The organism is uncultured Microbulbifer sp. (assembly GCF_913055755.1).
In the GTDB taxonomy this organism is placed as follows: domain Bacteria; phylum Pseudomonadota; class Gammaproteobacteria; order Pseudomonadales; family Cellvibrionaceae; genus Microbulbifer.
Genome location: NZ_CAJXKH010000022.1, coordinates 17,968 through 39,014, shown reverse-complemented (window position 1 = coordinate 39,014; position 21,047 = coordinate 17,968). Strand labels below are relative to the sequence as shown.

Genomic DNA, 21,047 nt, shown 5'->3' with positions numbered 1-21,047 from the left:
AACCGGGTCGCTGTCGTCGCTGACGGAGATGCTGCTTTTGGCACTGGCGGTCAGGTTGTCACTGTCGGTGGCCACGGCGGAGATCTCGTGGTCGCCGAGCGTCGCGGTCCAGCTGGTGGTGTAGGGCGCGCTGGTGTCGGTGGCGACCAGGGTGCCGTCGACAAAGAACTCCACTTTGCTGACGGCGCCGTCGCTATCGCTGGCGCTGGCGGAAATGCTCAGGTTGTCGCCGGTGGTATGGCTGGAGCCGTCTGTCGGTGTGTTCAGGCTGACGCTGGGGGCGACCGGGTCAATAACCGCCGGCTCTTCCACGGTAATGGAAACCGCGGCGGTGGTGATCTCGAGTGCGTCGTTGTCGCTGATCACCGCGGTCAGGATCGGGGTTCCCGCAACCGCGGTCCAGCTGGCCTCCCAGGGCGCGGCGGTATCGGTAGCGATCAGGGCGCCATCGACGTAGAAGGCGACAGATACCACCTGGCCGTCGGTATCGCCGGCAGTGACCTGAATGATAACGCTGTCATTTTCGTTTGTGGTCGTGCCCGCCAGCGGCGCGGTAATTGAACCCGTGGGCGGTACCGGGTCGGGATCGGTGACGCTGCCGCAGTTACCCAGCAGGGACCACTCCTGGTACTGGCCGGAGTACTGCTCCGGATTGCGGTTATTTGACCACCAGTTCGCCTCGTAGGCATTGTCGTTGTATTGCACCAGGGCACCACCGGAATACGAGGATGCGGCATTCCATTCGGGGAGATTGGTACAGTCCACAGCGGCATGGCTGTGTCCGGCAGATAGCATTGCCGCGGCGATAACGCCGAGCTTTAGCCTGTTGTTGAGCATGATTTGTTCACCTTGCGGGAGATTATTTTTATTGGAATACGACGCAAGCACCTCGGCGCCGCCAAAATGACATCGCTGTCAAAATAGCAATGGTGCGCGCTCGGGGCAACCGTAAAGCTTCACCAGACGGTAACAAGGGCGGAATAGGGCGCCAGACACGGAGATTTTCTGTCCGGATTGAGTGGCGAGTCACGTTGTGTCGAGACGCTGGGGCTGTGTGTTGGGGGCGGAAAACTGCTGCAAATGGGATTGCCCCTCCCGGCGAGAGTGCAGCAGGGGTGGTCAGAAAATATACGGAGAAGGGGCTACATGTCCCAGAGTGAGTTGGTGGCCTTGGACAACGTAATGCGCTCCTTGTCCTGAATCTGCTTGAGGTTGTCGAAAACCTCGCGGACCTCTTCCGATTCTATGGAGCCGTATACCGTCTGATACAGATCGGAGAAATAGCGGTCGACTTCCTGCCCCAGCTTGTTGATTTCATCGATACTGGGTTTGTCGCTCAGGTACTGGTTTTTCACCAGGTCTGTTGCCGATTCCTCCGAGGTGTACTGCAGCCAGGTCTGCATGACCTTGTGTTTGGCCACCGCGCCGTAGTTCTTCAGGTTGTTGGCCATGCGCAATTCGTGTTCGTAAAGGTGCTCCAGCAACAATTTGGTGCGGTTGTCCTCTGCATTTTCCAGCAATTGGCGGTAAATCCCCGCCATATCCAGGTGGAATTTCTGGGCGTCTTTAAGGACTTCGTGGGCCTGTTTGAATGTTTTCATCACTGCGCCTGCCTGTTGCACAAGTTCATTATAGTTTTCCGGCGAACACCTCAATGGAAGAAAGTAACGCCTCCTATGGTTATAGTGCAATTATCCAGTTGATCAAGGGTTGCGGGTAAATCCCGAAAAGTAATAACAGAATGGTCAATAAAAAGAGAATAAGCCGGCCGGAAAATGCGATGGGCAGCGGAGTGGTAAGCTCTGGCTGTCCAGGATGGACTTTTCCGGCTGCTGCCGGCGGTGTTCCGACTTCGCCGGAACCGCTTTTATCCTCGCGCTGGAACAGTGTTAGAAGTAGCCCGAGGTAGTAGTACAAACCCAGCGCACTGCCGATTATCAGTGCTGCCACCAGCCACCAAAGCTGCCCGTTGATGCCGGCGCTAAACAGGTAGAACTTGCCTACAAAACCCAGCGTCAGCGGAATCCCGGCCAGGGACAACAACGCGGTGGCAAAACACAGGGCGAGGGTGGGTGAGCGCCACAGCAGCCCGCGGTAAAAGGCTTTCTGGAACGGATCCTTTTCCCGCTTGTGCAGGGGCAGTGGGCCGCCGGGAATATGGGGCAATGTCGAGTCCGCGGCGAGACTGACTGCGGCAAACGCGCACAGGGTTGTGACCACGTAGGCCACCAGATAGTAGGTGACCGCTTCATTGCCAATGGCCTGGTCGCCCACCAGAAAAGCCACAAACAGGTAGCCAATATGCGCAATGGAGCTGTATGCCAGCAGTCGTTTGATATTCGTCTGCCGCAGTGCCAACAGGTTGCCCACCAGCATGCTGGTGGCCGCCAGTATTGCCAGCAGCAGGTTTGCCGCATCGTTGCCGTACAGCCCGAGATGCTGAAAAAATTTCAGTAATATGGCAACCAGCGCGCCCTTGCCCAGGGTCGAGATCAGGGCCGTGACCGGCGTCGGGGCCCCCTGGTACACGTCGGGAGTCCACTGGTGAAAGGGCACCAGGGACAACTTGAACAGTGCGGCGACCAGAAAAAGTACCAGACCACCCAGGTACATGTGCTCCGGGAAAATTCCGCTTCCGCCTGCGGAAAAGCTCAGCGAACCGCTGGCGGCAAACATCAGGGCGATACCAAATAGACCGGTTACCGTTGCCAGTGCCGAAAGCAACAGGTATTTGAGTCCGGACTCCAGCGATAGCAACTGATCCCGTTGCGGCGAGCGATCCCCGTGTACGGAAAATGCCAGCAGCGGATAGAACGCCATCCCCATCAGCTCCAGTGCCAGGAAAAAGCTGGCAAAGTGGTTGCAAAAAACCAGAGCGCAGCCACCCGCTAGCGCCAGTAACAGCAGAATATAGAATTCTTCCGGGTAGCTCTCGCGACTGTCGGTGATGGTGGCGCGATCGCCCAGGCGCGCGCGCAGGTAGTGAAACCCCAGCAGGGTCACCACCGCAGCGGCAAGAATATTCAGCAGGCAGATAAACAGGCCGAACCTGTCTACCTGCATCAGCCCGGTAACAGCAATGCCTGTGGCGGGCAGGGTACTGAGGACAATTATGCAGCTCGCTGCGGCAAGCACCAGCACCAGCAGGGTGGCCGCGACGGCACCGCGGTGGCCGCGGAAAAATGCCACCTGTAATAACAGCAGTACGATACCGCCGGTTAAGATCAGCAGCGGACTCAGTGCGAGCAGCTGTGACGGGTTCATGGCGCCTCCGCTGTAGCCGTTGCAGTGGCTGCGGGTTGCTGCACAATTCCGTCGACCCAGGGCCGCACCTGGTTCAAAACCGGCTGCGGGTAGAGCCCGATCCACAGCAGGATCAACGCCGCGGTCGCGAATAGCGCAAGATTGTTCCGTCGAATATCTGCTGCCGCTATGTCGTCATCGTGCAAACTGCCAAAAAAAACCTGCTGGATCATGCGCAGACCATACAGCGCCGCACCGACCAGGCCGAGCGCGGCCACTGCCGTGAACGCCGGCTGCGCTGTGAATGTACCTGCAAGCACCAGAAATTCACCGACGAAATTTCCCAGCCCCGGCAGGCCGACTGCGGCCATGGTGAAGAACATGGCCACCGCGCCAAGGCGCGGAAACGCCGCCCAGAGTCCGCCCATTTCTGCCATGTTGCGAGTGTGCAGCCGCTGTTGCAGTTTGCCGACAATGCCGAACAGCGCGGCGCTACTGATGCCGTGGGCCAGCATCTGCATTACCGCGCCCTGTATGGCCAGGGTGTTGAAGGTGTAAATCCCCAGCAACACAAATCCCATATGGCTGACACTGGAATAGGCGACCAGTCGTTTTACATCCTGTTGGGAAAAGGCCATCAGTGCACCGTAGATAATGCTCGCGGCGCCGACCGCCATGGCAATCGGCGCAAAGGAGTGGCTGGCCTCGGGAAACAGCGGCAGTGCAAACCGCAACAAGCCATAGGCCCCGGTTTTCAGCAGTACCGCCGCCAGCAGAATACTTGCTGCGGTGGGTGCCTGGGTGTGGGCGTCGGGCAGCCACGGGTGCAGGGGAACCGCGGGTAACTTGACGGTGAAGGCGAGAAAAAATCCCAGCATGATCCAGAACTGTAAACCACCCGATAGCCGGTTTCCGGTAAGGTCCTCCAGCGCAAAGGTGATGGTGCCGCTCTGCCGGAAATGGAAATACGCCAGCGCCACCATGGCGGCCAACATGAGCAGGCTGCTGGCCTGGGTGAAGATAAAAAACTTGATCGCGGCGTAGGTTCTGTTTTCATATCCCCAGATTGCGATCAGCAGCAACATGGGGATCAGCATCACCTCCCAGAAAAAGAAGAACAGGAACAGGTCCAGCGCGGTAAATACCCCGACCACCCCGGCGATGGCCAGCAGGTAATTGCAGTGAAAGAAGCCCACACGATGCTGTATCTGACCGCCGCTGATGGCGAGTCCGAACAGACCGGTGGCCAGGGTAAGTACCAGCATCAGGAATCCCAGTCCATCAATGGCCAGATGGAAACTGATACCAAATCTCGGGATCCACGGCTGGCGTATTTCGTCCCAGAAAAGCTGTTGCGGCCATGCACTGGCGGTGAATGATGCGGGCTCCAGATGGGGGAAATAGCCACACAACAGCAGCATTGCGACCAGTTGCACGGCAATTGCGAGCGTGCGACTGCTGCCGGCGCGCAGCTTTTCCAGCGGGCACGCGAGCAGCGCACCGGCAGTCAGTATCAGTAATACGGCCAGCAGAATCATGCGGCCACCCCTGAAGCCAGCCTTAGCGCCAGGTACGCAATAAGCAGCACCGCGACAATACCCGCGGCAATAACACCGATGTAACTGCGCAGCAGTCCGGATTGCGCGCGGCTGAGCCACAGGTTCAGTTGCAGGCAGAGTGCGCCGATCAGCCGGAAGATACCGTCGAACAGGTCGCGGCGGTTCAGGTGTGACAGCGTCTGCAGCGGCAGCACAAACAGAAGTTCATACAGCCGGTCAAAACCCCAGCCTTGTTGCAGCCAGCGTCGTAATCCGGATTGGCTTTCAGTGATTTCTTGCGCGCGCTGCGAGGTGCGGTGAAAGGCATACCACAAGCCAATTCCCAAGAGGGGCATGGCAATCGCCAGCCACTCTATCCAGTGCGGAGCGGCGTACTCGGCAGGGGCGCCGAAAATATCCTCAAGGTGCAGTGGGATGGCACCACCGAACAGCGCCAGCAGACCGAGTAACAGCAGTGGCGGTGCCATGGCCCGGCTGCGCACCGGTTTGCACTGCTGGCTGGCACGACCAGCGGGGCCAAAAAATACCAGGTAGAGCAGCCGGAAACTGTACATGCCGGTAATCAGCGCGCCGACAATACCGCCGGCCCAAAACGGGTTGGCGCCGTCGAAATTCTCCCAGCTCTGCAATAGCAGCAGGTCCTTGCTGAAATAGCCGGAGGTGAATGGCAGCGCTGCCAGTGCGGCACAGCCGGCGGCGAAGGCGAAAAAGGCCAGCGGCAGTTTTTTGCGGAGCCCGCCCATCAAGCGAACGTCCTGTTCGTGATGCAGGCTGAGGATGACGCTACCGGCAGCGAGAAACAGCAGCGCCTTGAAAAAGGCGTGGGTCATCAGGTGAAAGATCGCGGCGGAGAAGGCGCCGGCACCCAGCCCCAGAAACATGTAACCCAGCTGGCTGATGGTGGAATAGGCCAGAATCCGTTTCAGGTCGGTCTGCACCAGTGCGCTGATACCCGCAAGCAACAGGGTCAGGGTGCCGATGCTGGCGATGGCAATCATCGCCAGGTCCGAGCGCAGAAACAGGTCGTGACAGCGCGCGATCAGGTAGACACCGGCGGTCACCATGGTGGCGGCGTGAATCAGGGCACTGACCGGCGTGGGGCCGGCCATGGCATCCGGTAGCCAGGTTTGCAGGGGAACCTGGGCCGATTTGCCCACCGCGCCCCCCAGTAGCAGCAGTGATGCCAGAGTCATCGCCGCCGGATCCGCTGCCGGGGAACGCGACATCTCCAGCAATTGCCCGATCTCCAGGGTCCCGAATTCCCGCAGCAGCAGGATCAGCCCAACCAGCATTGCAGTGTCGCCGATACGGGTGATGACAAATGCCTTGCGCGCGGCCAGTCCGTTGTCCGGGTTGCGATACCAGAAACCGATCAACAGATAGCTGCACAGGCCCACCCCTTCCCAGCCGAGGTAAAGCAACACCAGGTTATCCGCCAGTACCAGTACCAGCATGGAGAAGACAAACAGGTTCAGATAGGCGAAAAAGCGGCGATAGCTGCCGTCCCCATGCATATAACCCGCGGCGTACAGATGGATCAGGACACCAACCCCGGTGATTATGCAGGCCATCACCGCGCTCAGGGCATCAAAATGCAGGCCGAACTGGAAGCGGATTTCCGCGCTGCCGGTGGAAAAATACAGCCACTGCCAGAGCGGCTGTTGCAGCGCGATACCGTCCTGGGAATAAAACTGTACACAGAGTATTGCGGTGGCCAGGGCCGCCAGGGCGACACTGCCGACACCGATCACTACAGTTACCTTTTCGTCGGGTTCGCGGCTGTTCCAAAGAGGAAAACTGCCGAGCAGCAGGAAACCCAGTAGTGGGAACAGCGGAATCCAGAGAGTCAGCATGTGCATGCCTGCTAGCCCCGCATTGCGTTCAGCTGATCGATATCGACCGAGTGTTTGTGCCGGTAAAGCTGCAGTACCAGGGCCAGCGCAATGGCGGCCTCCGCTGCCGCCAGTGTGATGATGAACAGGAACATCACCTGGCCGTGCACACTACCGTGATGCGCGCCGGCGACGACAAATGCCAGCGCGCTGGCATTGGTGCAGATCTCCAGGCTCATCAGCATGAACAGCACGTTGCGGCGCACTAGCAGTCCGGCGAGGCCGATGCAGAAAAGTATCGCGGCCAGGACGAGACCGTGCGCCAGTGGGATCTGCGCCAGGCCGTTCACGCGCTACCTCCACCGGCCGCGCCATTTCTACCGGGGTGGCGTGCGAGGTGGCAGGCACCCACCAGCCCCGCAAGTAACAGCAGCGAGGCCAGCTCTACCGCCAGCAGGTATTCGCTGAACATGGCCAGCCCCACCGCTTTCGGTGAGGTGTCGCTGCGGGCAACCGCCGCTCCCGCGAGATCCTCGTTGCCTGTTCCGCTCCACAACAGGTAAAGCATCTGCAGCAAAAGAATAGCTGTCAGCAGTGTCGGCCCCAGCCAGTTTTGCCCGCGCAACCACTCACTTTCCCGGGTCACGGCCGCCTGCCCCTGGTTCAACAGCATGATCACAAATACCATCAGTACCAGAATCGCGCCGGCATAGACGATGACTTCCAGTGCTGCCGCCAGCGGCGCGCCCAGCTGAAAAAATATGACCGCAGTGGCGAGCAGGGAAACAATCAGCCAAAGCAGGGCATGCACCGCATTGCGGCTGCAGATGACCAGGGTGGTCGCTGCAATGGCAATGGTTGCTGTCAGATAGAAAGCGCTGTTTTCGATCATGGCTCGATAGTGCTCCCGGTTGCCCTCGTCAGAGGTTCAGGTCGTGCAGGTCCACGGGTTTCTTCTCATTCAGGCCCTGGCCTTTTCCCTTGCCCGCAATGGCCTTGCCGGCAACGCGGTAAAAGCTGTACTCGTGATATTTCCCCGGCCCGTTGATCAGCAGGTCTTCCTTTTCGTACACCATGTTCTGGCGGTCGTATTCACTCATTTCGAAATCCGGAGTGAGCTGTATGGCATAGGTGGGGCAGGCGTCCTCACACAGGCCGCACATGATGCAGCGGGAAAAATTGATGCGGAAAAATTCTGGGCGCCAGCGCCCATCTTCGTCTTCAGTTTTTTGCAGGGAAATGCAGTCTGGTGGACAGGCCACCGCACACAGGTTGCACGCGACACAGCGCTCGTCGCCGTCCGGGTCCCGGGTCAGTACGATGCGGCCCCGATAGCGGGGGGGCAGATAGGGTTGTTCATCCGGATACTGCACCGTGACATTGCGGCGGAACAGGTGGCGAAACACCAGCCACAGGCTGCGCAGCAGACTGGAGATCACGCGACACCTCCCCGATGGCCTGCCGTCACCCGCGCCACAACAGTAGCCCCCCGGTAACCAGTAAATTGAGCAGTGCTAGTGGCAGCATCCACTTCCAGCCAAAGGACATCAGCTGGTCGTAGCGGGGGCGGGGCAGGGCACCGCGCAGCAGAATGAATAGCGCCACCAGCAACGACATTTTCAACAGGAACCAGACCAGCGGTGGCAGCCATGGACCCAGCCAGCCACCGAGAAACAGGGTAGTGATCAGTGACGAGATCAGCAGTATGGACAGGTATTCCCCGACAAAGAACATGCCGAATTTCATGCCGGAGTATTCGGTGTGGAAGCCGGCAGTCAGTTCGTGTTCCGCTTCCGGCAGGTCGAAGGGCAGGCGGTGGCTTTCGGCAATGCCCGCGATCAGGAAGATGGCGAAGCCGAGGAACTGCGGCAGGATAAACCAGCCGTCGCGCTGTGCCAGCACGATGGTGCGGAGGTCAAAGCTGCCCGCCAGCATCACCACGCCCATCAGGCTGAGCCCCATGAAAACTTCGTAACTCACCGTCTGTGCCGCCGCGCGCAGTCCGCCCAGCAGTGCGTATTTATTGTTGGACGCGTAGGCCCCGAGCACCACGCTGTAGACCGCCATGGCACTCATGGCGAAGAAAAACAACAAGCCGATATTGAGATCAATGACGCCTATGTGCGGGGCAAATGGAATTACCGCAAACCCCAGCAGCATCGCCGCCATAACGATCACCGGTGCCAGTACGAAGACCGGAATATCGGCAAAGCGCGGAAGGAAATCTTCCTTGAAAAAAAGTTTCAGCATATCGGCAACCACCTGCAGCAGCCCAAAGGGGCCCACGCGGTTGGGGCCGGGGCGGTCCTGCCAGAACCCCAGCAGTCGTCGCTCCACCCAGGTAAGCAGCGCCGCGGCGACTACCGCAGCGAGCAGTATGCCGAAGATATTCAGCACAAGGTGGACGGCTTCCCCGGTTGTCGCAGGCATCAGCTGGAATTCCCCTGTGGGTTTTCGACGAATGGGCGAATATCTTGCGGTGACATTGCCACGACTGCCTGGGGGGAGCTGTACCCAGCGCTGATACCGATACAGCGCTGCGGAGCGACCGCAGTAATTTTGACTTCAAAAGTGGTATCGCTTCCAGGCAAGCACACCTGCTCTCCGGCACACAGGGCAAGTGCGCGGGCATCGTCGGGATGCAGGTGTACAAAGGCCTGCCCCACAACGGTTGCAATCGAGCGGGCGCGGCGACTGAGTTCTCCGGAACCAAAAAGCCGGTAAAGGGGCAGCGTGGTCAGCAGATCCGCATTGACAGGTGTTTTCGGCACGCCGGTATCTGTCACCTGTATTTCGAATACTTTGGTAGCGCGTCGCAGGGACTGGCCGCTGGCAGCGGGGGCACGTTCACCACCGGGCTGGTTCTGGAACTTGTGTATCGCCTGGTCGGAATTCCACCCCGGTGCCCAGATGTTCGCCTGCAGAGGGGAATAGCCGGCAAACTGGATGCCTTCCATGGAAAATGCCATTGGTGCGTCGGGGTCCCGGGGTGGTGGCTGTTCCGCGACTGCCACTTCTGCCTGCAACGCGGTGCGGCCACTGAAACGGTGCGACTGGCGGGCAACCGGCGCGCCGGCCACCAGCGTATTCCAGTCCGGCCCCAGTTCCGACAGCGGCGACAGTTGCGGAATACCCGCGGCCATTGCCGCACTGACCTGGGTGACGTGTTGCCACTGGGCCATGTCCGCCAGGGCGGGGATTTTTTCCACACCGCCGGCTCGTGCGGCACAGGCTGCCGTGGCATTGGCGAGCCAGCGCCAGCTCTCCTGAATGTAGCCACTGGGCTCATACACGGTGTAGTAGCGCTGGGCCAGTCCGCTGCTGTTGACGAAGGTGCCTTCGGATTCCGGGGTAGCCGCGGACGGCAATAACAGTTGCGCAAATCGCGAGGTGTGGTTGTAGAGGCTATCCAGCTGGATCAGCTGGTTGCCGTGCAGTATTCGCGCAGCCTGCTCGTCTGGCAGTTGCCAGAACAGGTCTACCTCCATTGCCAGCAGTGTGGAGGGCAGCGAATTCTCCTGCGCCGTTTCTGAGAGCAGCTGCTCCAGGTGCTGTTGTTCGCTGCACAGCTGCGTCAGCCCCAGGCTGTTGGCGTCCGCACAGGCCAGGTACAGCGCGCAGCTTGCGGTGCCCTCACTATTCACCGGGTTTGCGGCCAATGCCTTGGCAAGCGCAGCGGCTGCGCGGAGCAGTGCCGGGGATTGCAGCCCGCAGCCGCATACGATCAGCGGTTTGCGTGCACTGGCCAGTGCCCGGGCAATCTGCGTGGCAAGACTGTCAGACGCTTCAGTCTGGCTTTCAGTCACAGCACCCGGTAACTGATTCACGACCTCGAGTGCTAACTCGGCAATCTCGTCGGGTGTCGCGTAAACGGTTTCCCGCGCGATGCCGTCGAGGTCGGTGCCTTCCACTGCGGCAATGAAAATCGGGGTGGGCGGGCTGTCGAGCTGGCGCACCGAGGCGTCCTGCCACAGGGGAATATCCAGTGCCCGGGCACGCTGTCTTTGTTGTTCTGCGGCAGCCTGGCGCACCGCGAGGGCAATGCGCGGCGCGGTGTTGCTGATATCTTCGCCGAGGATGAGGACGGCGTCCGCCTGTTCGATCTCGGGGGTGCTGGGACTGTGGATTTGCGGGTCCTGCTGGATTGCATTGACCAGGTGTAAAAGCTGCAGTGTTCCCGCGCTTACGCCGGCATAAAAGTTCGCCGGCCCCACCAGGGTTTTCAGCGCGTAATTGTTTTCCAGCGATGTGCGTGTTGACCCGATTCCCAGCAGGCGCCGCTTGCCCAGCCTGGCCTCTTCGATAATGTCCGCGAGCTGTGCGACGGCATCCTGTGGTGGCAACGGCCGGTGGATCTTTTCACCGGCAGCCGCGGTCGACTGGATCAGCGGCTGGGTATCTGCCTGCAGCGGCTGCAGGATACGTTCCGGGCTGTTTGCATATTCGTAGCCGAAGCGGCCGCGGTCGCAGAGGAAGTAGCCGTTGATGTCGCGGTGATAGAGATTGACCACGCGGCGAAGTTTGCGCGGGTCGCCCTTGCCATCGTCCCTGGCCCCGGGGGCGGTATTGCAGCCGACACCGCAGTGTTCACATACCGAGGGGGCAGTCTGCAAATCCCATTTGCGCACGAAGCGCCGGCTGAATGTTTTGTCGGTAAATACCCCGGTGGGACAGACCTCCACCAGGTTGCCACTGAACCCGTTTTCCAGGCGTCCGTCCTCGGCGCGGCCGAAATACACCTGCTGATTGCGCCCGAGGGCCTGCAGGTCCCTGCCGCCGGCGTAGTCCTGGTAATAGCGCACACAGCGATAGCAGGTGATACAGCGGTTCATTTCATGGTTGATGAATGGACCGAGATTCTGATTGTTGAAGGTGCGTTTACGGCCACTATAGCGGCGCATGGTATGTGCAGACATCAGGGTCATGTCCTGCAGGTGGCATTCGCCCCCCTCTTCACATACCGGGCAATCGTGCGGGTGATTGACCATCATTTTTTCGATGATGCCGGCACGGAATGACTGTGCCCGCTCGTCTTCAAGGCTGTACACGCCGCCGTCCCTGACCGGTGTCATACAGCTGATGATGAGTCTACCGCGGGTGTCATCGCGAGCCATGTATTCGATGACGGCGCACTGGCGGCAGGCACCCACGGAACCCATGGCCGGGTGCCAGCAGAAATAGGGCAGGTTTTTTTTCAGACCGAGGCAGGCATGGAGCAGGTTCTGTCCTTCATCTACTTCATATTCCCGATCGTCGATTGTTATCGTGACTTTAGCCATGTTACATCTATGTAGAATTTTGAGTGGCGGTTTGGCGATCCTCGCCGGTTATTGTTTTTCCTTCCGGTGTCAGCTTTATTACGCGCGGCCAACAAAGCATTCACGCGGGCAGCAATAGCGCCCGGCGATCATCCGCGAACGGACAGCCGCCGTATTGCAGATGTCGTTCGAAATCCTCGCGAAAATACTTGAGCGCACTGAGCAGTGGTTCTGCGGCACCGGGCGCCAATGCGCAGAAGGTATTGCCCGGGCCCATTCCCGTGGCCAGCTCTTCCAGTAGGTCCAGGTCCTGTGCGCGCCCATTTCCCGATTCCAGCCGGGTGAGAATTTCCACTACCCACGGCAGTCCGTCGCGACAGGGGGTGCACCAGCCGCAGGATTCCCGCGCGAAAAACTGCTGCAGGTTCAGGGTAAGCCCCAGCGGGCAGCTGTGATCATCCAAAATGGTGATGGTGCCGGTGCCCATGCGGCTGCCGGCCTCGCCAATCACATCGTAGTCCATGGCGAGGTCGAGGTGGTCCGGAGTGAGAAAATCGGTGGAACCGCCACCGGGTAAAAAGCCTTTCAGGCGAAATCCGTCGAGCATGCCGCCAGCATATTGCTCGATGATTTCCCGCACCGGGGTACCCATGGGCAGTTCCCAGACCCCGGGATTTTTCACGCGACCGCTGACACCGAACAACTTGGTGCCGGTATCCTTGTGGCGCCCCAGCTGCCGGTACCATTCCTCTCCGTGGGAAATCAGGTGCGGCAGGTTACACAGGGTTTCCACGTTGTTAACCACGGTGGGCTGTCCCCAGAGCCCACTGACCTGGGGAAATGGCGGCTTGGCACGCGGGATTGCGCGCTTGCCCTCCAGCGCATTCAGCAGAGCGGTTTCCTCGCCACAAATATAATTGCCGCTGCTGCGGTGGAGATAAATGTCGAGGCTGAACCGGTTGCCGCCGATATTTTTTCCCAGTAACCCGGCGGCGCGGGCCTCGTCGATCGCACGCTGGAGCCGCTCAGTCGCGAGAAAATACTCGCCGCGAATAAAGATAAATGCGCGCTCGGCACCGATGGCATAGGCGGCGATGGCCATGCCTTCCAGCAACAAATGAGGATCGCGCTCCATCAGCAGCCGGTCCTTGAAAGTACCCGGCTCCATCTCGTCCGCATTGCAGACCAGGTAGCGTGGGCCGGGCACCTTGTCCTGATCGGGTACGAAGCTCCATTTCAGGCCGGTATTGAATCCGGCGCCGCCACGGCCGCGCAAGCCCGCTGCCTGTACGCTGTCGATCACCGCTTGTGGCGACAGCTCTAGAGCCTTGAGCAGGCCGCAATAGCCATCATTTTCCCGGTAGCGGTCTATCGGGGTTGCCACATTGTCCGCGGTAATATTTTTCGTCAGCGGATTGGGAACAGAGTGGGGCTCAGGGTTCGTCACTGCTGCCCCCGTACACCTTTTGCAAATCGTTGACCAGTTCCTCGAGCTTCTCTGTCGTCAGCCGTCGGTGCATCTCATAGGTGCCGCCGGCGGTGCCCACCATGATTACCGGAGCCTGGTCGCAGTCGCCCAGGCAGGGCGTTTCCAGCAGTGTGATTTTGCCATCATCGGTGGTCTGCCCGGGCCGAACCTGCAGGCGGGTTTGCAGTTGCCGTTGCAGGTCCCGGCTCCCCATTAGCCAGCAGCTAGCACTGTTGCAGCAGTAAACTACTGCCTTGCCGACCGGGCGCCGGAATATCAGCTGGTAATAGGTGGCGAGGCTTTCCAGTTCCGCGGTGTCGACCTGCAGGAATGCCGCTAGCGCCTGCAGCGCTTCATCGGAGACCCAGCCGCGGTGCTTCTGCACGATGCGCAGGGCTTCCAGGCCCGCGGCGCGCCGGGTCGGATAAATTTCAAATTCCCGCTCAATCTCGGCGATTTCCTCTGCGGACAGGAATTCACTGGTGTTTGCAATTTTCATCGGCCGGCCTCAACGATCCACATCCGCCATCACGAAATCGATGCTGGCGATAATCGCGATCAGGTCGGAAACAAACAGCCCACCGCACAGTTGCGGGATCATCTGCAGGTGCGGGAACGATGGGGTGCGAATGCGGTTGCGATAGGCACTGGTGCCGCCATCGCTGATCATTTGATAGCTGTTCAGGCCCTTGCTGGCTTCAATCGGGGCACAGGTTTCGCCGGTGGGCATCACCGGCCCCCAGCTGTTGTTGAGGAAATGCTGAATCAGGGTTTCGATGTCCTCCATGGTGCGCGGCTTGCGCGGTGGCGTGGTCAGGGGGTGGTCCGACTTGTAGTGCCCGGCGGGCATATTGTCGAGACACTGGCGGATAATGCGCAGGCTCTGGCGGATTTCCTCCACCCGCACGCGGCAGCGGTCAAAGCTGTCGCCGCCGTCGAAGGTGGGAATATCAAATTCAAATTGATCGTAGCCACTGTAGGGGCGCCGTTTGCGCAGGTCCCATTCCAGGCCGGTGGCGCGAAGAGCGGGCCCGGTGACGCCCCATTCCATGGCATCGCGGGTATCGTAGGCCCCGATACCGCGAGTGCGTTGCTGCAGGATTCGGTTTTTCAGTACCATGCCGTCGTATTCCCGCAGGCGCGCCGGCAGGTAGTCGACAAAATTTCTTACCAGTTTTTCCCATCCGTCCGGCAAATCCTGGGCCACGCCACCTATGCGAAACCAGGCGGGGTGCATGCGCCCGCCGGTAATTGCCTCGATAATGCCAAACAGCTTTTCCCGGTCTTCAAACATGTAAAACACCGGTGACATCTGGCCCACGTCCTGGGCAAAGGTGCCATAAAACACCAGGTGGCTGGATATCCGGAACAGCTCGCACAGCATCACCCGGATCACCTGTGCCCGTTCCGGCACCTGAATGCCCGCGAGCTGCTCCAGCGCCAGCACGTAGGGCAGGTTATTCAGCACGCCGCCCAGGTAATCCACCCGGTCGGTATAGGGCAGGTAGGTGTGCCAGGCCTGCCGCTCCGCCATTTTCTCTGCACCGCGGTGGTGGTAGCCGATATCCGGCACCGCATCCACAATGCGCTCGCCATCCAGTTGCAGCGCCACGCGAAACACCCCGTGCACACTGGGGTGATTCGGTCCCAGGTTCAGGAACATAAACTCGCTGGCGTCACCGGCGCGGGACATGCCCCATTCCTCCGGGCGGAAACGCAACGCCTCCTGTTCCTCTTGCTGTTTGTGCGCGGACAATGTGAACGGGTCCACCTCTGTGGCGCGGGCGTGGTGCTCCTTCCGCAGCGGGTGTCCCTGCCAGGTGAGCGGCATCATGATACGGGTCAGATGTGGATGACCGATAAAGTTGATGCCAAACAGGTCCCACACCTCCCGCTCGTACCAGTTGGCGCAGCGCCACACCGGTGTGGCCGAGGGCGCGGAAAGGTGGGCTTCACTCAGCGCGACCTTGACGACAATGAACAGGTCTCGCTCGAACGAGAGCAGTTGGTACACCAGGGTGAAATCACTTTCCGGTTGTTGCGCCTCGCGCTCGCCGCGATGCTGTCGCCGGCGTTCATCGATGGCGCTCAGGTCATACAGCATCGGAAACGGGCGGGAAATCCCGCTTTTGAGCCAGCGCAGAAACGGCAACAGGTGTGCGATGCCAATCCACAGAGTGGGGAACGCTGTGGGCAGCTGGCGGGTATCCGGCTGCAGCCAGTAGTGCAGCTCCGGCTGCGCCTTACACTCCTGTGCCAGGTCGTGGATAAATGCCTTCGCCGCATCGGCATAGGCGCTCGGCGGAAACTGGCTGCGGGCGATTGCGCTGTGCATGACAAACTGCCTCCGCTCAGACGCTGTCCGGAGGCCGCAATTTGGTTGCCGCCATGCGCGCTTCCCGGTGCTGGTCCCGCTGGCTGGGTTTGCCGAGGGAATTCACCGGCTGCTTGCGGGCTATCGATTGCACGCCCTTTTCATCTACGACCCAGCTGAGGGAGCGGCGTTCACTGGCTACGGATTTCTGTAACAGGGTCAGCCCCTGCATCAGCGCTTCGGGGCGCGGTGGGCAACCGGGTACGTAAACGTCGACCGGCAAAAAGCGATCCACGCCCTGCACCACGCTGTAGATGTCGTACATGCCGCCGGAGTTGGCGCAGGAGCCCATGGAGATCACCCAGCGCGGCTCCACCATCTGTTCATACAGGCGCTGGATGACCGGTGCCATTTTGATGAACACGGTGCCGGAGATCACGATCAGGTCTGCCTGGCGCGGGGTTGCGCGGATCACTTCGGAGCCGAAGCGGGCGAGGTCGTGGCGGCTGGTAAAGGCGGTGGCCATTTCCACGTAGCAGCAGGACAGGCCAAAATTGAATGGCCACAGGGAGTTGGCCCGTCCCCAGGCGACAAGTTCTTCCAGTTTTACCAGCAGGACGTTTTTGCGTACTTCCTCGGAAAATGCATCGCTGTCGGCTTTTTCTTTGTCAGTGGCGATGAGCGGGTCATGCTCGGGAGTTTGTCCGGCACGGGTCAGTTGCCAGCGCATGGTTTCTTCCTTGATTGCTCCTGCACATTTTTTCGGGGCAGGAGCGGGATTCAGTGGTTATTTCTTTTTTGCGGTATCCCGGGGGTGAATTTCCGGCCCCCAGTCCAGTGCTCCCAGGCGCCAGAGATAAATCAGCCCGGCGAGCAGAATCCCTATGAAAATAGTCGCCTCGATGAGTCCCGGCAAACCGGCTTCGCGCACGGCGATGGCCCAGGTAAATAAATACACGGCTTCCAGGTCGAATATGACGAAAAGGATGGCAACCAGGTAGTAGCCGACGGAAATACGGATATGGGCGTCACCGACGGATACGATGCCAGATTCGTAAGGCTCGTGGGTGGCGGGGTCTCTGCGTTTTTGGCCCAGGGTATGAGACAGCCCGAGCATCAGGGCGATGAGTGCCATTACTGCCAGGACATAGACGAGCAGTGGCCAGTATGTATTTATGCTTTGGAGTGGCATTCAGCTTTAGAGGGGTGGCTATTCTTCACGTAGTGTAGTCCGTGGGTGCAGGAGCGTTCAGTGGGGCGGAGTTTTTAAGCTGGCGCAGCGGCGGTCCGGTGCTGGAATCCGCATTACGCCTGGCGCGAACTCAAATAAAAAAGGCGCCCAAATCTGGACGCCTTTAAAAGCTTACGAAGTGGTTGACTTAACTTGAAGGCAAAGTGCCGGGTAGCTGTTTTCAGAAGCGTCGGCGACAGGGATGTCACCGACGCAGTTTACAGGGGATGCATTCACATCGGTTCTGAAAACCAACACCCGGTGCTTTGCCGTCACTGGACCAGCTTCAATGGAGACGCTGCGGGGGCAGCGAATACCATTGTCAAAGGTTCTTGAGAGACTCCAGCTGCTCGGCAAAGCGAGCCCGGGCACTTTCCATCTCGGCGAGTTTCGCCTTTTCTTTGGCAACGACTGCTTCCGGGGCCTTGTCGACAAACTTCGGATTCTGCAGTTTGCCGGCAACGCGCGCGAGTTCCTTGTCGAGCTTGTCCAGCTCTTTCTGAACGCGGGCGCTTTCCGCTTCCACGTCGATCAGGCCGGCCATGGGTACCAGCAGTTCCAGGTCGCCCACCAGCGCGGTAGATGAAGCCGGTGCCTCGGCGCCTTTTTCCAGCCATTCGATGGACTCCAGGCTCGCCAGCTTGGTCAGCAGGCTGCGGGTCTGCTTCAGCAGGTCTGCATCGCGCTCGGAGCCATTGCGCAGGATCAGCGGGATTTTCTTCGCCGGAGATATGTTCATCTCACCGCGAATATTGCGCACGCCCTCGATCACGCCCTTCAGCCAGGCGATGGCCGCCTCGGCATTTTCGTCGATGCGGTGTTCGTTCGCTTCCGGGTACTTCTGCAGCATGATGGTATCGCCGGACTGGCCCGCGAGGTCTTTCACGCGCTGCCAGATTTCCTCGGTAATGAACGGCATCAGCGGGTGCGCCAGGCGCAGGATGGTCTCCAGCACGCGGATCAGGGTGCGGCGGGTGCCTTTCTTCACTGCGTCGGAGGCGTTGTCGTCCCACAGTACCGGTTTGGACAGCTCCAGGTACCAGCTGCAGTACTCGCCCCAGATAAAGTCGTACAGTGCCTGGGAGGCCAGGTCGAAGCGGTAGGTTTCGATGGCTTCCTTCACCGTGATCTCGGTGCGCTGCAGCAGGGAGATGATCCAGCGGTCGGCGATGGACAGCTCGAAGTCCTCGTTGCCGTCCTGACCGCAATCGTGTCCTTCACAGTTTTGCAGCACGTAGCGGGACGCGTTCCAGATCTTGTTGCAGAAGTTGCGGAAGCCCTCGATACGGCCGACGTCGAACTTGATATCGCGGCCGGTGGAGGCCAGCGAGTAGTAGGTGTAACGCAGGGCATCGGTGCCGTAAGCGGCGAGACCTTCGGGGAATTCCTTGCGGGTCTGCTTCTCGATCTTCTCGCGCAGGTGCGGCTGCATCATGCCGGTGGTGCGCTTGGCTACCAGGCTTTCCAGGTCGATACCGTCGATCAGGTCGATGGGGTCGAGCACATTGCCCTTGGACTTGGACATCTTCTGGCCGTGGCTGTCGCGCACCAGACCGTGCACGTACACGGTGTGGAAGGGCACTTCCTTCTTGAAATACAGGGTCAGCATCATCATGCGCGCGACCCAGAAGAAGATGATGTCGAAGCCGGTCACCAGCACGCTGGTAGGGTGGAATGCCGCCAGCTCCGGGGTTTCTTCCGGCCAGCCCAGGGTACCGAAGGTCCACAGCCCGGAGGAGAACCAGGTGTCGAGGACGTCGTCGTCCTGGCGCAGCTCGATATCGCCCAGGTTGTGTTTCTGGCGCACTTCCTCCTCGCTGCGGCCGACGTAGACGTTACCGTCGTTGTCGTACCACGCCGGGATGCGGTGACCCCACCACAGCTGGCGGGAAATACACCAGTCCTGGATATCGCGCATCCAGGAGAAGTACATGTTCTCGTAGTTTTTCGGCACGAAATTGACCTGGCCGTCTTCCACCACCTTGATGGCCTCATCCGCCAGCGGCTGGGTCTTCACATACCACTGGTCGGTGAGCCAGGGTTCGATGACAACACCGGAGCGGTCTCCGCGGGGCACCTTCAGGGTGTGCGGTTCAATCTTTTCCAGGCAGCCGATTGCATCCAGGTCGTCGACGATCTGCTGACGCGCGGCGAAGCGCTCCATACCGCGGTATTTTTCCGGCACGTTGTCGTTGAGGTTGGCGTCCTGGTCCAGAATGTTGATCATTTCCAGATCGTGGCGCTGGCCCATTTCATAGTCGTTGAAGTCGTGGGCCGGGGTGATCTTCACGCAGCCGGTACCGAATGCCAGGTCGACGTAGTCGTCGGCGATGATCGGGATCTCGCGGTCGGTGAGCGGCAGCTTGATGGTCTTGCCGATCAGGTGCTTGTAGCGCTCGTCTTCCGGGTGCACCGCCACGGCGGTATCGCCGAGCATGGTTTCCGGACGAGTGGTGGCGACCACGAGGTGGCCGGAGCCTTCACTCAGCGGGTAACGGAAGTGCCACAGGTGGCCCTGTTCTTCCTCGTTCAGTACCTCAAGATCGGAAATCGCGGTGTGCAGTTTCGGGTCCCAGTTCACCAGGCGCTTGCCGCGGTAGATCAGGTCGTCTTCATACAGGCGGATAAAGACTTCCTGCACCGCTTTGTAGAAGCCGTCGTCCATGGTGAAGCGCTCGCGGGACCAGTCCGGGCTGGCGCCGAGGCGGCGCAGCTGGCGGGTGATGTTGCCGCCGGACTCTTCCTTCCACTCCCACACTTTCTCGATGAACTTGTCGCGGCCCAGCTCGTGACGGGTCTTGCCCTCGGCACTCAACAGGCGCTCCACCACCATCTGGGTGGCGATCCCGGCGTGGTCGGTGCCCACCTGCCACAGGGTGTTGTCACCCTTCATGCGGTGGTAGCGGATCAGGGCGTCCATGATGGATTCCTGGAAGCCGTGGCCCATGTGCAGGCTGCCGGTCACATTGGGTGGCGGGATCATGATGCAGTAGGGATCGGCCTGGGTGTCGCCGGAGGGCTTGAAGTAGCCGCTCTGTTCCCAGGTTTTGTACCACTGTTGTTCGATGGCGTTGGGCTGGTATGTCTTGTCCATGCGCGAGGGAATGCCTTGTCTGTAGGGCCTGGCCGTGCGCAAATCCTAGTCAAAGACGGGAATGGGCGACGGTCAAAAAATAGGTGAATAAATAAAAAGGGGCGGAATTATACCGCCCGGGCAGGGGGGGCAAAAGGGTGGCCGGCCTGGGAGCCGTCACTGCTCCGGGTAGATTTCGTCCACGACGGCGATGATGTTCGCTCGCAACTGCCGCTCGAGCTCGGGGAGTTGCTCTGCGACCAGCTGTTCAATCAGCCTTTCGCGCTGGCTCGGCTTCGGCCGTTCATCACCTGTCGGGTCCTCGGCCAGCGCCGAGGCTGTTGCCTGGGGAAGTTCGGGCTCCGGCGTTACCTGAGGGTTTCCGTCGCGATTCTCCTCTCTCAGTGCTTCGTGCCTTTCCTGGGGAGCGGGGGTGGCCTTTTTTTCGGGTTCCGGCTTGGGAATCCGCCCCCCGGTCAGGCGCGCGCGGATATGCGGTGGCAGAAAGGGGTTTTCGCCGGCTGCCAGTGTGGGGGCCGGGGTTGCCTTGCTCGCCGGTTTGGCTGTGGCCACGGCCTCCGGGGCGGGTTCCTGCCGAGTCTCGGCTTTTACCGGTGCGTCAAACAGACCGGGCTGGAATTCCTCCCGGGGTTCCCGCGTCGCCGATTCCTGCTCGGGTTTGGTTGCAAGTGACAGCTCGGACTCGTCCGCCATTTCTGGCTGCAGCGACTTGCGCGGCAAGTTTTGCAGTGGGCGCAACAGTTCACGGTCCGCCTCGCTCAGCTGTGGGGTAAAGTCGTCCACGGGCTCTTCATCAATGGGGCTGAACAGGATCGGCAGATCGGCTTCTTCCAACGGACGCTGGGCGCTGACCGGCTTTTGCGGCGGCCGGCGGTCCGGAATGTTGGCGGAATTGGGATCTGCGACCTGATCCAGCAGGGGAATATCGGCTTCCGTCTCGCTGCCCAGCAGGTCGCGCAGGGAGCTGAGTTCGTCGAGCAACTGGTGTGGGGGCTGGCCCCGATTGTGCTTTCTGTTTTTCTTTCGACCGGACATGGAAGCTGGGTTC

The 21,047-nt window shown here is 60.1% G+C and carries 17 protein-coding genes; all 17 read right to left on the bottom strand.

The features are described 5' to 3' along the window. A partial coding sequence (locus QZ511_RS06060; protein ID WP_295800460.1) for an Ig-like domain-containing protein occupies window positions 1-837 on the bottom strand: 837 nt, incomplete at its 3' end. Window positions 838-1,142: 305 nt separating this feature from the next. Next, the gene (locus QZ511_RS06055) at window positions 1,143-1,601 is read right to left on the bottom strand and encodes a hypothetical protein (protein ID WP_295800458.1); all 459 of its coding nucleotides are present in this window, start codon (window positions 1,599-1,601) and stop codon (window positions 1,143-1,145) included. Between the two features lie 79 nt (window positions 1,602-1,680). Further along, entirely contained in the window at window positions 1,681-3,264 is a 1,584-nt protein-coding gene (locus tag QZ511_RS06050) for an NADH-quinone oxidoreductase subunit N (protein ID WP_295800455.1), read from the bottom strand. Then, a complete protein-coding gene (locus QZ511_RS06045; protein WP_295800452.1) occupies window positions 3,261-4,781 on the bottom strand; it encodes a NuoM family protein in 1,521 nt (506 codons plus the stop codon). Before QZ511_RS06045 ends, QZ511_RS06050 begins: the two co-directional genes overlap by 4 nt. Beyond that, on the bottom strand, window positions 4,778-6,655 hold the full coding sequence (gene nuoL / locus QZ511_RS06040) for an NADH-quinone oxidoreductase subunit L (RefSeq protein ID WP_295800450.1): 1,878 nt from the start codon (window positions 6,653-6,655) through the stop codon (window positions 4,778-4,780). The genes QZ511_RS06045 and nuoL overlap by 4 nt, the downstream gene beginning before the upstream one ends. Window positions 6,656-6,666: 11 nt before the next feature. Further along, the gene (nuoK, locus tag QZ511_RS06035; RefSeq protein WP_295800463.1) at window positions 6,667-6,975 is read right to left on the bottom strand and encodes an NADH-quinone oxidoreductase subunit NuoK; all 309 of its coding nucleotides are present in this window, start codon (window positions 6,973-6,975) and stop codon (window positions 6,667-6,669) included. A 5-nt stretch (window positions 6,976-6,980) separates the two neighbouring features. Next, complete coding sequence (nuoJ, locus tag QZ511_RS06030; protein ID WP_295800447.1) at window positions 6,981-7,526, bottom strand: NADH-quinone oxidoreductase subunit J; 546 nt, start codon at window positions 7,524-7,526, stop codon at window positions 6,981-6,983. Window positions 7,527-7,554: 28 nt separating this feature from the next. Continuing rightward, window positions 7,555-8,073 carry an NADH-quinone oxidoreductase subunit NuoI gene (gene nuoI / locus QZ511_RS06025; protein ID WP_295800444.1) on the bottom strand — a complete coding sequence of 173 codons (519 nt, stop codon included), beginning with the start codon at window positions 8,071-8,073 and terminating at the stop codon, window positions 7,555-7,557. A gap of 25 nt (window positions 8,074-8,098) precedes the next feature. Continuing rightward, on the bottom strand, window positions 8,099-9,064 hold the full coding sequence (gene nuoH, locus QZ511_RS06020) for an NADH-quinone oxidoreductase subunit NuoH (RefSeq protein ID WP_295800441.1): 966 nt from the start codon (window positions 9,062-9,064) through the stop codon (window positions 8,099-8,101). Continuing rightward, window positions 9,064-11,913 carry an NADH-quinone oxidoreductase subunit NuoG gene (gene nuoG / locus QZ511_RS06015; RefSeq protein WP_295800439.1) on the bottom strand — a complete coding sequence of 950 codons (2,850 nt, stop codon included), beginning with the start codon at window positions 11,911-11,913 and terminating at the stop codon, window positions 9,064-9,066. The genes nuoH and nuoG overlap by 1 nt, the downstream gene beginning before the upstream one ends. Before the next feature lie 100 nt (window positions 11,914-12,013). Further along, window positions 12,014-13,339: an NADH-quinone oxidoreductase subunit NuoF gene (gene nuoF, locus QZ511_RS06010; RefSeq protein WP_295800435.1), complete on the bottom strand. Its 1,326-nt coding sequence runs from the start codon at window positions 13,337-13,339 to the stop codon at window positions 12,014-12,016. Continuing rightward, window positions 13,326-13,859, bottom strand: a complete 534-nt coding sequence (nuoE, locus tag QZ511_RS06005) for an NADH-quinone oxidoreductase subunit NuoE (RefSeq protein ID WP_295800432.1) — start codon at window positions 13,857-13,859, stop codon at window positions 13,326-13,328. Before nuoE ends, nuoF begins: the two co-directional genes overlap by 14 nt. Before the next feature lie 9 nt (window positions 13,860-13,868). Next, window positions 13,869-15,695, bottom strand: a complete 1,827-nt coding sequence (gene nuoC / locus QZ511_RS06000) for an NADH-quinone oxidoreductase subunit C/D (RefSeq protein WP_295800429.1) — start codon at window positions 15,693-15,695, stop codon at window positions 13,869-13,871. A 16-nt stretch (window positions 15,696-15,711) separates the two neighbouring features. Then, a complete protein-coding gene (locus QZ511_RS05995) occupies window positions 15,712-16,404 on the bottom strand; it encodes an NADH-quinone oxidoreductase subunit B family protein (RefSeq protein WP_295800427.1) in 693 nt (230 codons plus the stop codon). Between the two features lie 57 nt (window positions 16,405-16,461). Beyond that, window positions 16,462-16,866, bottom strand: coding sequence for an NADH-quinone oxidoreductase subunit A (locus QZ511_RS05990; RefSeq protein ID WP_366935620.1), 405 nt, complete (start codon window positions 16,864-16,866; stop codon window positions 16,462-16,464). 361 nt (window positions 16,867-17,227) lie between these two features. Beyond that, the gene (locus tag QZ511_RS05985) at window positions 17,228-19,999 is read right to left on the bottom strand and encodes a valine--tRNA ligase (RefSeq protein WP_295800422.1); all 2,772 of its coding nucleotides are present in this window, start codon (window positions 19,997-19,999) and stop codon (window positions 17,228-17,230) included. Window positions 20,000-20,155: 156 nt separating this feature from the next. After that, window positions 20,156-21,034, bottom strand: coding sequence for a hypothetical protein (locus QZ511_RS05980; RefSeq protein WP_295800419.1), 879 nt, complete (start codon window positions 21,032-21,034; stop codon window positions 20,156-20,158). Window positions 21,035-21,047: the final 13 nt, after the last annotated feature.

What these genes read in the sequence shown, in the direction of transcription:
- QZ511_RS06055 (WP_295800458.1), bottom strand. Translation starts at nt 1,601, where the DNA reads ATGAAAACATTCAAACAGGCCCACGAAGTCCTTAAAGACGCCCAGAAA.
- QZ511_RS06050 (WP_295800455.1), bottom strand. Translation starts at nt 3,264, where the DNA reads ATGAACCCGTCACAGCTGCTCGCACTGAGTCCGCTGCTGATCTTAACC.
- QZ511_RS06045 (WP_295800452.1), bottom strand. Translation starts at nt 4,781, where the DNA reads ATGATTCTGCTGGCCGTATTACTGATACTGACTGCCGGTGCGCTGCTC.
- nuoL (WP_295800450.1), bottom strand. Translation starts at nt 6,655, where the DNA reads ATGCTGACTCTCTGGATTCCGCTGTTCCCACTACTGGGTTTCCTGCTG.
- nuoJ (WP_295800447.1), bottom strand. Translation starts at nt 7,526, where the DNA reads ATGATCGAAAACAGCGCTTTCTATCTGACAGCAACCATTGCCATTGCA.
- nuoH (WP_295800441.1), bottom strand. Translation starts at nt 9,064, where the DNA reads ATGCCTGCGACAACCGGGGAAGCCGTCCACCTTGTGCTGAATATCTTC.
- nuoG (WP_295800439.1), bottom strand. Translation starts at nt 11,913, where the DNA reads ATGGCTAAAGTCACGATAACAATCGACGATCGGGAATATGAAGTAGAT.
- nuoE (WP_295800432.1), bottom strand. Translation starts at nt 13,859, where the DNA reads ATGAAAATTGCAAACACCAGTGAATTCCTGTCCGCAGAGGAAATCGCC.
- nuoC (WP_295800429.1), bottom strand. Translation starts at nt 15,695, where the DNA reads ATGCACAGCGCAATCGCCCGCAGCCAGTTTCCGCCGAGCGCCTATGCC.
- QZ511_RS05995 (WP_295800427.1), bottom strand. Translation starts at nt 16,404, where the DNA reads ATGCGCTGGCAACTGACCCGTGCCGGACAAACTCCCGAGCATGACCCG.
- QZ511_RS05990 (WP_366935620.1), bottom strand. Translation starts at nt 16,866, where the DNA reads ATGCCACTCCAAAGCATAAATACATACTGGCCACTGCTCGTCTATGTC.
- QZ511_RS05985 (WP_295800422.1), bottom strand. Translation starts at nt 19,999, where the DNA reads ATGGACAAGACATACCAGCCCAACGCCATCGAACAACAGTGGTACAAA.
- QZ511_RS05980 (WP_295800419.1), bottom strand. Translation starts at nt 21,034, where the DNA reads ATGTCCGGTCGAAAGAAAAACAGAAAGCACAATCGGGGCCAGCCCCCA.